The organism is Stenotrophomonas sp. YJH_SMC_65 (assembly GCF_059369475.1).
In genome coordinates this window covers 12896-25956 of sequence record NZ_JCAFSR010000010.1, presented here as the reverse complement: position 1 = coordinate 25956, position 13061 = coordinate 12896, and the positions used below count along the sequence as shown (strand labels likewise).

The window sequence follows — 13061 nt, the reverse complement described above, 5'->3', positions numbered from 1 at the left end:
GGTCTCGAAGTTCGGAACGGGGCGCGGATCAGCGCGAAGCAAGGCGGTCGATGGCGGCGGCATAGCCTCGATGGCCATGCTCGAGCGTGCGTGCCACCCGTCCGGTGGTGGTCACGCTGACGCCGGTGCGCTCGTGGATCTCGCGGTACGGCACGCCCTGCTGCAGCAGCGGCACCACCTTCCAGCGGTCGGCCATGGCCTCCAGCTCGGCCGGGGTGCACAGGTCGCGCAGGAATGCCTCGACCTGCTCCGGCTCGCGCAGCGCGGCAAAGGCCCGGGCCAGGGCTTCCAGGTCGGCCTTCGGGTCTTTGGCGGCAATCTCGGGGCGGGCTTTCACGGGGTCGGGTCCATGCATCAATGTAATAGCGCGTTAGTACATTAGCGCATTCTTGCGCGGTGCGTCAAATCGGAGCCTCATGGGGTCAGGTCCGTTTTCCAAAGGAAAACGGATCTGACCCCTGGACCGGATGCCGGAAATGCAGAACGCCCACCAAAGGGCGGGCGTTCTGCTTTCAAATCAACAACCTGGCTCGACTCAGGGCAGGCAACGCACCTCCGCCTGCAGCGTCCCGCGCCGCGGGCACTCCCCGAACAGGCTGCCCTGCCGGCTCGGCAGGGACTGGATGTTCTGCAACGCCCCTGCACCCGCCGGGCACTTCCGCGAGGCCAGGGCCCGCAGGTCGCCCTCAAGCTGCGCGCGGTCGATCACGTGACAGCGATCAACCTGCAGCCGGTACTGCGCCGGGCCCAGCCGATCACTGCGCAGCACCGGGTCACTCTGGCAGCCCGCCAACAGGAGCACGGTGAGTACCCCTGCGACGGCCGGCTTCACACCATAGCCCTGGACTGCTCCAGCTCCACCAGCAGGGTGCTGGCCAGCTCGTCGCGCGACACTTCGAACTGCTGTTCACGCAGCAGGTCCTTCACCGCCACCACGCCGCGCGCGAGCTCGTCTTCACCGGCCAGCACCACGAAGCGGATGCCGGCCTTGGCCGCGTACTGGAACTGCTTGCCGATCTTCTTCGGCTCCATCTGCACTTCGGTATTGATGCCACCGGCGCGCAGGCGGCGCGCGATGTCCAGCGACTGCGGCATGCCCTGCTCGTCCATCAGCGCCACCAGCGCCTGCACGCTGCTGGCTTCGATGCCGTCGATCAGGCCCGCCTCGCGCAGCTGCCAGAACAGGCGCGACAGGCCGATGGAGATACCCACGCCCGGCAGCTTCGACTTGCTGTAGTGGCTGGCCAGGTCTTCGTAACGGCCGCCCGAACAGATCGAGCCGATCTGCGGGTGGTCGGTCAGCGTGGTCTCGTAGACGGTGCCGGTGTAATAGTCCAGGCCGCGCGCAATGGAGAAGTTCAGGCAGTATGCGGTTTCCGGCACGCCCAGCGCCTGCACCAGCTGCAGCACTTCGCGCAGTTCGGCGACGCCGGTACGCAGGATCTCCGAAGAACCGGCGTCGGCTTCCAGCGTCGCCAGCTGCGCCAGCGCATCGGCATGGCCCTGCGAACGCACAGCGACGAAGGCCAGGATCTTCTCGACCTGTTCTGCCGGGATGTTGAAGCCCTCGCCCACCAGCGTCTCGCGAACGTAATCGGCGCCACGCTTGTCCAGCTTGTCCACTTCGCGCAGCACCGCCAGCTGGCGCTCGCCTTCAGCCACGCCCAGGCTCTCGAAGAAGCCGCGCATCAGCTTGCGGTTGTTCAGCTGGATGCTGAAGTCACCGATGCGCAGTTCCGAGAACACCGCATGGATGACCGCCAGCACTTCAGCGTCGTACCGCACGCTCAGGCTGTCCTTGCCGATCACGTCGATATCGCACTGGTAGAACTCGCGGAAACGACCGCGCTGGGCACGCTCGCCGCGGTACACGCGCTGCATCTGGTAACGGCGGAACGGGAAGGTCAGTTCGTGTTCGTGCTCGGCCACGTAGCGTGCCAGCGGCACGGTCAGGTCGAAGCGCAGCGCCATTTCCGGCAGCGAACGGTCGCCCGACTCGGCCGCGTTGGCCAGCGCGCCGGTGGACTGCACGAAATACACCTGGCGCTCGGTCTCACCACCGGACTTGGTCAACAGCACGTCGGACAGCTCGAACACCGGCGTCTCCACCGGCAGGAACCCGAAGCGCTCGTAGTTGCGGCGGATGACGTCCAGCATGCGCTGGAACGCAATCTGCTCGCGCGGCAGCAGCTCAAGGGTGCCGGGCGGGGTACGGGGCTTGATCACGGGCGGAACTCCTGCTGGAACGGGACGTGGGAGGGGGCAACATTCTAGCGCCCCCGCCTCGGGCAGGGTCGAACGGCCGCTTGAAGTATCATAAGGCCCTCCCCGCCCGCGATACGCCCCCCGCAACATGTCACGGCCTTCCGGCGCTCCGCCCGCCACCAACGATCCCGCCTCGCCGTCCTGCACCACGCTGGACTGCCTGCACTGCTCGGTTCGGCACCTTGCGGTGTGCTCGGCGCTGTCGCCAGACGAAGTGCAGGCGCTGGAACAGGTCACCGTCTCGCAGCAGGTCAGCATGGGCAGCACGCTGGCCCGCACCGGCGAAGAGCGCGACCATGTCTATACATTGACCGCAGGCGCACTGCGCCTGGTGCGCACCCTGGCCGACGGCCGGCGCCAGATCAACGGTTTCGTGCTGCCCGGCGACTACCTTGGCCTGAGCGGCAGCGACCACCATCGCTACGACATCGAGGCCATCGCCGACAGCCGCGTGTGCCGCGTCGCGCTGCCACAGATGAAGGCCCTGCGCAGCCGCTTCCCGCACCTGGAGCGCAAGCTGCTGCAGCGCGCCTGCCAGGAACTGGATGCCGCACAGGATGCTGCGCTGGCGCTGGCACGCCTGCAGCCGGCCGAGAAGCTGGCCGATTTCCTGCTGCGCCTGGCCGCGCGCGAGGCCAAGCTGGGGGGCGACGGCCTGCGCGTGTCGCTGCCGATGGGCCGCGGCGATATCGCCGACCATCTGGGCCTGACCATGGAAACGGTCAGCCGCACCTTCACCAAGCTGCGCCAGCAGGGGCTGATCGCCCTGCCCCACCTGAACGTGGTGGAGATCCTCGACGAGGATGGGCTGCGCACGCTGGCCGGTGAAGGGTTGATCTGACCGTATCGCGGTTGGTTGGGTTGCCGGCCAGCGGCCGGCACTACCGGACGGATGCAACACGGGTAGTGCCGGCCGCTGGCCGGCAACCACCTCCATCTGCGATCAACGCAGCAACACCTCGCGCAAGGCCGCGTAATCTGCCGCCAATGGTTCGGCGCGCGCTGGTCGCTGCAGCAAGGCATCCAGCGCAGGTGGCACCGCCACCGTTTCGCCGATCAGCGGCTCGACCACAGCCTCGAACTTGGCTGGATGCGCCGTAGCCACCGCCGCCCAGTCGCCCTTGGCACCGCGCGCGCGCAGATCCTGCAGCACCTTCACCGCCGTCGCCGTGTGCGGGCAGAACAGCTCGCCGCGGCTGGCATGCGCTGCGGCAATCGTCGCGCGGATGGTCACGTCATCTACCGCGAACGCGCGGAAAGCTGCACGCAGTTCTGCGTCGTCGCCGTGGTAGAGCCAGCGCAGTCGCTCGAAGTTGCTCGGCGCACCCACGTCCATTGCATTGGCCACCGTCGCCACACTGGCCTGCGGCTGGTAGTCGCCACCATTGAAGTACGCCGACAGCACGGCATTGGCATTGGTGGCCAGCACGACCTGGCCGATCGGCACGCCCAGCGCGCGCGCCAGCACGGCCGCCATCGCGTTGCCCAGATTGCCGGTCGGCACCACCAGGTTGAGCCGGCGACGATGCGCGGCGTAGTGGGTCAACGCTGCATGCGCGTAGTAGCTCATCTGCGGCAGCAGTCGGCCCAGGCTGATGCTGTTGGCCGAGCTCAACGGCACCTGCGCCTGCAGTTCGCGGTCGGCCAGCGCCTGCTTGACCATCGCCTGGCAATCGTCGAATGCGCCCGTCACGCGCAGAGCCTGGATGTTGTCGCCGAAACAACCGAGCTGATGCGCCTGGCGCGGAGACACGCGGCCCTCCGGATACAGCACCACCACGCGCACGCCCGGCTGGCGATGGAAGGCCGCCGCAACGGCGGCACCCGTATCGCCGGACGTGGCGACGACGATCGTCAGATCGCGATCCTTGCCGACCTGCAGCCGCGACAGCGTACCGGCCAGGAAGCGCGCGCCGATATCCTTGAATGCCGCCGTCGGCCCATGGAACAGCTCCAGCACGTGGTCACCCTCGCCGAGTGCACGCAGCGGCACCGGGAAGTCGAACGCTTCGCGGCAGATCGCCGGAAGTGCAGTCTCGAGTGCATCGCCCGCAAACAACGGTGCCAGCAGATCGGCGGCGGTATCGGCCAGGGTCGTCCCGGCCTGCAGCTCGCGCGCGGCCGGCAGACGCGCAGGAACATACAGCCCGCCATCGGGCGCCAATCCGGCGGCGATCGCGGCGCTGAGGCCAACGGCGGGAGACTGGCCGCGGGTCGAAACAAATTGCATGGGATCGGTTTCCAGAGAAGGGGAAGGATTCAGCACAGCCGGGCTCCCGGCGCATCCAGCGGCGATACCCAGGCGTCACTGTCGAAGCCGGCCGCAGCGAACGCTGCCTGCACCGGCGCCACGGCGGCACGGGCCTGGTCGGCGTCCTCGAACCAGGCGAACACACTGGGTCCGGCACCGGAGATGCCCGCGCCCATTGCATGGGCCGACAGCGCTGCATCACGGGCGGCCTCGAAGCCGGCAATCAATCCGGCCCGTCGCGGTTCGACCAGCACGTCGCGCAGTCCTGCGCGTACCAGCGTCGCATCACTGCGATGGCAACCACTGAGCACCAGCGCGAGGTTCGCGCTCTGGGCCACGAACTCGCCCAGCGCATAGCTGCCCTGCAGGGCCTGGCGGGCACGGCGCGTTTCCAGCACCGCATGCGGATGCACCAGCAGGCTGTGCCAGCTGGCAGGCACCGGGACCGGCAACAGGCGATCGGCCGTGCACAGCGCCAGGCCACCCAGCAGCAGCGGGCCGACGTTGTCACCGTGACGGCCACCACTGGCCACCGCCTCACCGTCCAGCGCGTAGGGGTACAGCGCTTCGCGCGGCAACGGGGCCTGCAGCAGCGCATTGGCGGCGACCAGCGCCGCGACACTCGACGCTGCCGAACCGCCCATGCCGGAACCGAACGGGATGCCCTTGTCGATCTCGACCGCGAAACCGAAATCCAGGCCCAGGCCTTCGCGCAGCGACATCAGCGCAGCCCCGGCGGTGTTGCCGGCGGCGTCCAGTGGCAGCGCGACGGCACTGCCACGGATCGCATCGATCCGCACCGCCGGCTCGTCGATGCGGCGCACGCTCACGGTATCGCCGATACCGGCAATGGCATGGCCGAGAATGTCGAAGCCCACTGCCACGTTGGCCACCGAGGCAGGCGCGAACGCACGTGCGATCACAGCCGCGCTCCTTCACCGGCGGCGACCCGCAGCAGGTCCGCGAACACACCCGCTGCCGTCACCTCCGGACCCGCACCCGGCCCCTGCACCACCAATGGGTTGTCGCAGTAGCGACGGGTGCGGAACTGCACCACGTTGTCGGTCAGCCGCAGGTTGGCGAAGGCATGATCGGCCGGCAGTTCCTGCAGCCCCACCGAGGCGCCGTCGGCACCCAGCTGTGCCACATAGCGCAGCACCGCACCACGCGCCCGCGCATCCTGCAGGCGTTGCAGCAGGTTGGCGTCGGACTCGCCCAGCCGCGCCATGAAGTCATCCACGCTGCCCTCGCGCAGCAGCGCCGGCACCAGGCTTTCCACTTCCACCTGCTCAAGACTGAGCGCGTGGCCGGCTTCGCGGGCCAGGATCACCAGCTTGCGCGCCACGTCCACGCCCGAAAGATCGTCACGCGGGTCCGGCTCGGTGTAGCCCATCGACCGCGCCTGCGCGACCAGCTGCGAGAATGGCTGGCTGCCATCGAAGCGGTTGAACAGCCAGGCCAGCGTGCCGGAGAAGATGCCTTCGACGGCCAGCACCTCGTCACCGGTATCGACCAGGTCACGCAGCGTGGTGATCACCGGCAGGCCCGCGCCCACCGTGGCCTCGTAGCGGAAACGCGCACCACTGGCCGCCGCCGCGGCGCGGATGCGCTGGTAGCGCGGCAGCGGCCCGGCGCCGGCCTGTTTGTTCGGGGTGACCACGTGGATGCCGGCTGCCAGCCAGCCCTCATAGCGCTCGGCCACCTCGGCACTGCCACTGCAGTCGATCACCACCGCATGCGGCAGGTGCGCGGCCAGCAGGTGTTCGGTGAAGCGATCCAGATCGCTGGGCTCACCCGCCTGCTGAAGGGCTTCGCGCCAGTCGGCATGCAGCCCATCCGCATCCAGCCGCATGCGCGAACGCGAGGCCAGTGCGCGCAGGCGCAGGTCGACATTGGCCTTGGCCAGCAACTGCGGGCGCGCGGCCAGCAGCTGGTCCAGCAGCGCGGCACCGACGTTGCCAGGCCCGATCACACCCACCGCGAAGGTCTGCGGCGACAGCCAGAAGCCGGCATGCGCGGCGCGCAGGGCGCGGGTGGCATCGGCACTGTCCACCGCCACCGAAATGTTGCGCTCGGACGAGCCCTGCGCGATTGCCAGGATGTTCACCTGCGCGCGGCCCAGCGCCTCGAACAGGCGCGCCGCCACGCCAGGTTGGCCGGCCATGCCGTCGCCCACTGCCGCCAGAACGCTGACGCCCTCGCTGACCTGCACGCGCTGCACCTGGCCCACCGACAGCTCATGCGCAAACGCATGCAGCAGCGCCTCGCGGCCACGTGCAGCTTCGGCGGCGCGCACCACGCAGCAGATCGAATGTTCCGACGAACCCTGCGAGATCATCACCACCGACACCTGCGCCTGGCGCAGGGCAGCGAATACGCGCTCTGCAGTGCCTGGCACGCCGATCAGGCCGGTGCCTTCCAGGTTCAACAGGGCCAGGCCCGGGCTCAGGGTCAGGCCCTTTACCGGCCCACGCGGCGAGCGCTCGGCACTGATGCGCGTACCCGGATGCGCCGGTTGGAACGTATTGCGGATGAAGATCGGCAGGCCCAGGCGGATCGCCGGCGACATCGTCTGCGGGTGCACCACTTTGGCGCCGAAGTAAGCCAGTTCGCAGGCCTCGTCGTAGCTGAGCGATTCGAGCTGCACGGCTTCGGGTACCAGCCGCGGGTCGGCTGACAGCACGCCGTCGACGTCGGTCCAGATGTGCAGTTCATCGGCATTGAACAGCGCGGCGAAGATCGCGCCGGAGTAGTCACTGCCGTTGCGCCCCAGGGTGGTGATGCGGTCATCACGGTCACGCGCGACGAAACCGGTGGCGACCAGGCGCGGCTGAGGATGTTGAAGGCGCCATTGCGCGAGGCGGTCGGCGCTGGCTTCCCAGTCGACATCGACGCCCAGCTCGCCATGCCCGACCACCAGCACATCGCGCGCATCGAGCACCGCACAGTCTTCGCCCAAGGCACGCAGGTGGGTGCCAAGCAGCTGCGCGGAGAACACTTCGCCCAGGCCCTGCACGCGGTCCAGCACCTCGCGCGGCAGCTCGCCGATCACCGCCAGCGCCGCCAGCACTTCGGCCAGCTGATCGAAGCGGGCGTCGATCCATTCGACCGTCTCGCCGACCTGCTCGCCCAGCAGCGCCACGGCGGCGCCACGGTGGCGCGCGCGCAGGGCATGCCAGGCCTCGCGCCAACCCTGGTCACCCTTTGCCGCCAGCTGCGCCAGATCGATCAGCGCGTCGGTGACCCCCTTCATCGCCGAGACGACAGTGACCTGCAGCGACTCAGGACGGGCCAGCAGCAGGCCGGCAACATGGCGATAGCGTTCGGCATCGGCCACCGAGGTGCCGCCGAACTTGTGCACGACAGTGGACGGTGCAGCCAGATCGGCCGGGGCAACGGGATGGGCGGGGGCGTGGGAAGACATGCAGACCTCGGTAGGAGGCCCCGTCGCATGCAGGTGTCGAGTTTCCCCGCCACCTGGATGGTGCGGGGCCGTGGTTTTCGGGAGTTACACGAAGACGACGGGCCGCACCAGGGCAGTGGTGACGGTGGTGGTGGTAATGGTGGTGGTGGCGACCGGCGCAGTCGGACGGCCCGCAATGGCGGGGGCGATCAGGCTGGCGTGGGCGGCATCAAGGACCATGACGCACAGAAAACACTGTGCGCCGGTCCGCTGTCAAGTGCTGCGATGCAAAAAATCACTGCGGCGATCATCGGCCAACGTGCCGGCATTTGGTTGCATCTGAGACCAAGCCGGCATCAGCACGCTTGACGCCCACATTCAGCCTGCATGTTCGGCGATCGCCCGTGGCGAGCGATGGGCATGCGCGCACAGCATCACGCCGGCCACCAGGAACACGATCGCCAGCGCCTCCAGCAGCGAGGGCCAGCGTTGCTGCCAGGCGAAGGCATACGCCAGCGCGAACAGCGTCTCGAACACGATCATCTGCCCGGTCAGGGTCAATGGCAGCAGGCGGCTGGCACGGTTCCAGAACGCGTTGCCGAGGATCGAGGCCACCACTGCCACGCCGGCGCTGATCGCCCAGAAGCCACTCCACTGCGCCGCGGTGCGGGTACCGCTGTGGCCGATGAAGGCCATCGGCACCAGCAGCAGGGCCAGGCCGCCAGTGGTGACGCCGGTCAGCAACGACCAGTCGTGGCTGGACAGGTCCGGCCGGCGTGCCAGCCAACGACTGTTGCCGATCGAGTACAGCGCCCACGAGAACAGCGCGCCGAACGCACAGAGCAGGCCGATCAGGCGCTGCCGCCACGGTGTTCCGAGGTATTCGGACATCAATGCTTCCCAGCCCACCAGCGCCACGCCGAGCACGCACAGGCCCAGCGCCGGCAGCAGCTGCTTCAACGGCACCGCGCCCTGCTCGCGCACGCCAACCACAGTGACCACCACCGGAATCAGGCCGACAATCAATGACGCCGCCGCGCCACCGGCCCACTGCACCGCCGTGGCCAGCAGCAGGAAGTACACCAGGTTGCCGGCCAGGCTCAGCCACAGCAGCCCGAACCATTCGGCGCGGCCCAGCCGCGGTGCCAGCCGCTTCCAGCGCGGCAGCAGCAGAGCGATGGCAATCAGGCCATAGACCAGGTAGCGACCGGCGGACAGTTGCAGGGCATTGAACGACTGCAGCACGGCGGGGGCGAGAAAGACCACGCCCCACAGCGCGCCAGCGGCAACGCCATTGGCGATGCCCAGGGCCATCGGGTTGTTGCGCATTCGGGTTCTTCGGGGGAAGAGAACGGGCCGCGCAGTGTAAGCGCTCACCAGTGGCGCCCTCTTGACCGAGGCTATTGCCTTGTCATCTCTGTAGAGCCGAGCCAATGCTCGGCTGCGATTGGCCGCTGTGCAGATAAGGGCAGCCGAGCGTGGGCTCGGCTCTACAGGTCAGATGGCGCCCCTGCGCCAGGCGGCCGGCGTCTGCCCGCACTCACGACGCAGCGCACGGGTCAGTGCACTCTGCTCGGAATAGCCTGCCGCCAGCGCGATATCGCTGATCGGCGCCGCACTGGTACGCAGTTGGTGCTTGGCCCAACGCAACCGGCTTGTACTGAGCCAGGCCTGCGGGCTCAGCCCGAACTCCCGCTGGAACAGCGCATGCAACCGGCTTTCGCTGACGCCGACGAAGGCGGCCATGCGTGCTACCGGCCACGCCTGGCCCGGATCAACCTGCACCGCCGCGCACAGGCCCTGCAGGCGCGCACCACTGCCCGCCGGTGCGAACACCTGGAGCAGCTGCGGCAACAGGGCCGGCAGTGCCTGGCCCTCACACACCTGCGCCAGGCGCTGTCGCAGCGCCAGTGGCAGATGCAGCCAGCGCTGGCGGCACAGGTGTTCCTGGGTACCGTCATCGAGCACACCCGGGGGGCAGTCGACGATCACGAAAGCATTCGGGCCATCGGCCATCTGGTCGTGTGCTTCGCCAGCCGCGACGAAGGCCCCCTGCAGCAGGTCCAGGCGACCACCGCGGCCTTGCATCTCGAACTGCAGTTCGCCCTGCAGCGGCAGCACCCACTGCGCGTAGTCATGACGGTCCAGGCCGGTGGCCTGGCCGTAGTGCCGCAGGTGGAAGATCGCGCCCATATGACGAGTGTGCGCGTGCTGGCATTTCCCTGCAACGCGGCCCCGGCACCGGCCATGCTATGTTCCAGCCAGTTACAGACGCAGGGATGGCAGGATGAACAGCATGATCCGATTGCTTCCGCTGGCACTGGCCAGCGCCTTACCCCTGGCCGCCCTGGCCCAGGCGCCATCCGCGCCATCGGCCGCCGAGCGCATCGCACCTGCACCGCACTGCCTGGACGCACGTGACGTACGCCAGGTCGAGCAGGAGACACCGACCGCCATCGCGGTCCGTGATGGCAGGGGCCAGGCCTTCCGCATCGACTTCAGCGCAGCCTGCCCGGGTGTCAACGAAGCCAGCACACTGCGGCTGGAGGCGCCTTCGGGCTGGGCCTGCGGCCGCCCCAGTGAACAGGTGATGGTGGATGGCCGCCGCTGCGGCGTCGGCAGTGTCACCCCCATCGACAACCGGGAGTTCGCCAGCACCGCTCGCCAGAGCAGCCGCCTGTACGCGGCCACCCTGCCGCCGGTGAACGTGACCGCCACAGGCAAGCCCAGCCGTGGCGGCAGCAGCCCGCGCCATACCTTCCAGGCCTCGCCAGCGTTCTGCTTCGCCACCCGCCATGTGCGCAGCTGGAACGAGGATCCGCAAGGCGTGGTGGTGGAGACCAATCCGCGCCGCAATGGCGGCAATCGCTACTACCGCGTCGAACTGGCCGGCAGCTGCTCGATCCTGGCCGGGGCGACCTCGGTGGAATTCCAGTCCGGTTTCCAGAACGGCCTGATCTGTGGCAATCCGGGCGATCGCATCGTGGAGACGCCGTCCGGAATCCCCGGCGACATGCGCGCCAGCACGCCGCGCTTCGCCCGCCCGGGCTGCAGCGTGCTGGCGGTCTATCCGAAGGACGCGCCGGACCAGGCCTCGCGCTAGCCGTCCACGCCGAGGAAGGCGAACGGTGCACTGGGTACGAAGTGACCCAATGCATCGCCGGCGAACGTGTTGCGCTGGTCCTTGCCAAGGTCGAGCTTGAGCACCTGGCCGCCGAAATCGACCTTGTTCAGATCGATCCAGAAGGTGTTGGGGGTCAGCGCCGATTCGAAGAAATACAACCGCCGCTTGTGGTCGGCCACCGTGCGCCAGCGCGTCGATGAGATGTTCGGCTCGCCCGGCGTGGTGATGCCGTACGGCACCGACGCATTGCGGATCACGCTGAACACGCTGGCCAGCGCTTCCACCGGGTCCTCGGCCTTGGGAATGGCGTTGATGTAGAACGACGCACGCGCGAAGCGGTCGGACGAGCGGTTGGTACCTGGCAGCATAACCGTGCCACCGATCTGCTGCCAGTAGCTGTTGAGTGCCAGCTGCTGCTCGAAGATCGGCGAGTTGGTCATCACCTGGTAGCGCCGGTCATGGTGGATCACCTGGCGCCCCCCGATGTACTCGACGATGGCACTGTCGCCGCTCGCGTCGGACAGCGACAGATGCAGCGTTGCCTGGCGGTCCTCGCCCGGCACCTTGTCGGTGACGATCGAGTACGGCTCACGCTTCAGCGCCGCCACCGCCTCGTCCACGGTCGCGAAATTGTCCAGCACATACTGCGCCCACAGCGAAATCGCCAGTCCCGGCTTGTTGCCGCGCTGCTGCGGATACTCCGATTCGACCAGCCACAGCAGGTTGGCCACCAGGCCCTTCTCGTTCATGCCATCGGTGGTCGACACGTCGTAGCCGGTGGCCACCACCGAACCATAGCGCGCTGTCCAGGCCAGCGACTTCGGTCCGGCCTGGCCGGTGCGCGCGATGCCGCGCGGCAGCACATAGAGGTTGGTCGCCACGTCGACCTTCCAGTCCATCGAGCGTGCGGTGATCACATCACCGTTGTCACCCAGGTACACCGCGCGCGTGCAGGCCAGCGCCGGTGCCACCGCAGCGGCCAGTGCGACCGCCAGCATTGCCCTGCCCGTCCACTTCATCCGTACCATGTCGTTGTGCTCCTTTCCCCGTGAACCCCGGATCTGACCGCACGCAGGGTGACACAGGGGTGAAGCCTCAGCGTACGACCCGATCGTGCAGCCAGAAACCTGCAAGCATTGCAGGCACGAACCACAGCGCTTCACGCGATGCGACTGCCAGCCCGGCGATGGCCGGTCCCGGGCAATAGCCAGCCCATCCCCAGCCGATACCGAACAGTGCGGCACCCAGCAGCAGGCGCGCATCGACATCACGCGCTCTGGGCAGCTGGAAGCGCAGCGCGAACCACGGCTGCGCGCGGCGCAGCACCCAGCGCTGGCCGACCGCACTGACCAGCAGCGCCGAGCCCAGCACCCACACCAGGGTGGGATCGAAATCACCCGCAATGTCGAGGAAGCCGAGCACACGGCGCGCGTCGGTCATCCCCGAAAGCGCCAGCCCCGCACCGAACAGCGCACCCGCCGCTGCCGCGGCCCCTGTCGCGCGGCTCATGCCAGGCCTCCGCCGTGGCGGATGAGGAACGTCGTCAGCATCGCGCAGGCCATGAACACGAGCACCGCCAGCAGCGAGCGCTTCGAGCCGCGAGCCATGCCACAGACGCCGTGACCACTGGTACAGCCACTGCCCAAGCGGGTGCCGAAGCCCACCAGCAGGCCGGCGCCGATCAACTGCCAGGCAGGCAAGGCATCGCGCAACTGTACCCGCGGCAACCCGTCGGGCAGCGACTGCCACCACAGCACCAGCCCGGCCGCCGCGAGCAGGCCAGACAGGAAGGCCCAGCGCCATCCGCGCTCGCCTTCCGCTGCGCGCAGGCTGCCTGCGGCGATCCCGCTGATACCGGCCACACGCCCGAGGGTGGCGAGCAACAGCACTGCGGCGGCGCCGATCAACCCACCGCCGGCTACCGCAGTCCACGGCAGGTTCATGCCCCGCCCTCATTCACGCCCTTCATGGGATTGCCCTTTTATTTAGAGTTATCTAAATTAGACACGTCTAAACAA

The 13061-nt window shown here is 68.2% G+C and carries 14 protein-coding genes; 3 read left to right on the top strand and 11 right to left on the bottom strand.

Going from position 1 to position 13061, the window contains the following annotated elements; translation table 11 throughout:
- Nucleotides 1–28: 28 nt before the first annotated feature.
- The 3 genes from AC5P7A_RS17545 to hisS all read right to left on the bottom strand — a co-directional run bounded on the left by AC5P7A_RS17545 (nucleotide 29) and on the right by hisS (nucleotide 2226).
- Nucleotides 29–337, bottom strand: a complete 309-nt coding sequence (locus AC5P7A_RS17545; RefSeq protein WP_005416326.1) for a YerC/YecD family TrpR-related protein — start codon at nucleotides 335–337, stop codon at nucleotides 29–31.
- A gap of 198 nt (nucleotides 338–535) precedes the next feature.
- Nucleotides 536–802 carry a hypothetical protein gene (locus AC5P7A_RS17540; protein WP_229653757.1) on the bottom strand — a complete coding sequence of 89 codons (267 nt, stop codon included), beginning with the start codon at nucleotides 800–802 and terminating at the stop codon, nucleotides 536–538.
- A gap of 26 nt (nucleotides 803–828) precedes the next feature.
- On the bottom strand, nucleotides 829–2226 hold the full coding sequence (gene hisS, locus AC5P7A_RS17535) for a histidine--tRNA ligase (RefSeq protein WP_032958002.1): 1398 nt from the start codon (nucleotides 2224–2226) through the stop codon (nucleotides 829–831).
- A 127-nt stretch (nucleotides 2227–2353) separates the two neighbouring features.
- On the opposite strand from hisS, the gene AC5P7A_RS17530 reads away from it, so the two are divergent.
- Nucleotides 2354–3106, top strand: coding sequence for a Crp/Fnr family transcriptional regulator (locus tag AC5P7A_RS17530; protein ID WP_010482595.1), 753 nt, complete (start codon nucleotides 2354–2356; stop codon nucleotides 3104–3106).
- 102 nt (nucleotides 3107–3208) lie between these two features.
- Here the strand turns inward: AC5P7A_RS17530 and thrC are convergent, their stop codons facing one another.
- Genes thrC through thrA form a run of 3 tightly spaced genes read right to left on the bottom strand, consistent with a single transcriptional unit; the run spans nucleotide 3209 to nucleotide 7940 of the window.
- Entirely contained in the window at nucleotides 3209–4495 is a 1287-nt protein-coding gene (gene thrC / locus AC5P7A_RS17525) for a threonine synthase (RefSeq protein ID WP_495220412.1), read from the bottom strand.
- A 29-nt stretch (nucleotides 4496–4524) separates the two neighbouring features.
- Nucleotides 4525–5439 carry a homoserine kinase gene (locus tag AC5P7A_RS17520; protein ID WP_049406512.1) on the bottom strand — a complete coding sequence of 305 codons (915 nt, stop codon included), beginning with the start codon at nucleotides 5437–5439 and terminating at the stop codon, nucleotides 4525–4527.
- The gene (gene thrA / locus AC5P7A_RS17515; protein ID WP_126412036.1) at nucleotides 5436–7940 is read right to left on the bottom strand and encodes a bifunctional aspartate kinase/homoserine dehydrogenase I; all 2505 of its coding nucleotides are present in this window, start codon (nucleotides 7938–7940) and stop codon (nucleotides 5436–5438) included. The genes AC5P7A_RS17520 and thrA overlap by 4 nt, the downstream gene beginning before the upstream one ends.
- Before the next feature lie 27 nt (nucleotides 7941–7967).
- On the opposite strand from thrA, the gene AC5P7A_RS17510 reads away from it, so the two are divergent.
- Nucleotides 7968–8288, top strand: a complete 321-nt coding sequence (locus AC5P7A_RS17510; RefSeq protein WP_172601389.1) for a hypothetical protein — start codon at nucleotides 7968–7970, stop codon at nucleotides 8286–8288.
- A 9-nt stretch (nucleotides 8289–8297) separates the two neighbouring features.
- Here AC5P7A_RS17510 and AC5P7A_RS17505 read toward each other — a convergent pair whose 3' ends face one another.
- Together AC5P7A_RS17505 and AC5P7A_RS17500 are read right to left on the bottom strand one after the other, a co-directional pair.
- Entirely contained in the window at nucleotides 8298–9248 is a 951-nt protein-coding gene (locus AC5P7A_RS17505) for a DMT family transporter (RefSeq protein WP_126412033.1), read from the bottom strand.
- Nucleotides 9249–9416: 168 nt separating this feature from the next.
- The gene (locus AC5P7A_RS17500; RefSeq protein ID WP_126412031.1) at nucleotides 9417–10112 is read right to left on the bottom strand and encodes a helix-turn-helix transcriptional regulator; all 696 of its coding nucleotides are present in this window, start codon (nucleotides 10110–10112) and stop codon (nucleotides 9417–9419) included.
- A 103-nt stretch (nucleotides 10113–10215) separates the two neighbouring features.
- Here AC5P7A_RS17500 and AC5P7A_RS17495 point away from each other — a divergent pair, with 103 nt between their 5' ends.
- On the top strand, nucleotides 10216–11022 hold the full coding sequence (locus AC5P7A_RS17495; protein WP_075076810.1) for a DUF6491 family protein: 807 nt from the start codon (nucleotides 10216–10218) through the stop codon (nucleotides 11020–11022).
- Here AC5P7A_RS17495 and AC5P7A_RS17490 read toward each other — a convergent pair.
- The 3 genes from AC5P7A_RS17490 to AC5P7A_RS17480 all read right to left on the bottom strand — a co-directional run bounded on the left by AC5P7A_RS17490 (nucleotide 11019) and on the right by AC5P7A_RS17480 (nucleotide 12986).
- Nucleotides 11019–12071: a linear amide C-N hydrolase gene (locus tag AC5P7A_RS17490; protein WP_014646937.1), complete on the bottom strand. Its 1053-nt coding sequence runs from the start codon at nucleotides 12069–12071 to the stop codon at nucleotides 11019–11021. The two genes, AC5P7A_RS17495 and AC5P7A_RS17490, sit on opposite strands and share 4 nt — an antisense overlap.
- A gap of 67 nt (nucleotides 12072–12138) precedes the next feature.
- Entirely contained in the window at nucleotides 12139–12552 is a 414-nt protein-coding gene (locus tag AC5P7A_RS17485; RefSeq protein WP_495220411.1) for a DUF6691 family protein, read from the bottom strand.
- Entirely contained in the window at nucleotides 12549–12986 is a 438-nt protein-coding gene (locus tag AC5P7A_RS17480) for a YeeE/YedE family protein (protein WP_032957673.1), read from the bottom strand. The genes AC5P7A_RS17485 and AC5P7A_RS17480 overlap by 4 nt, the downstream gene beginning before the upstream one ends.
- Between the last annotated feature and the right edge of the window lie 75 nt (nucleotides 12987–13061).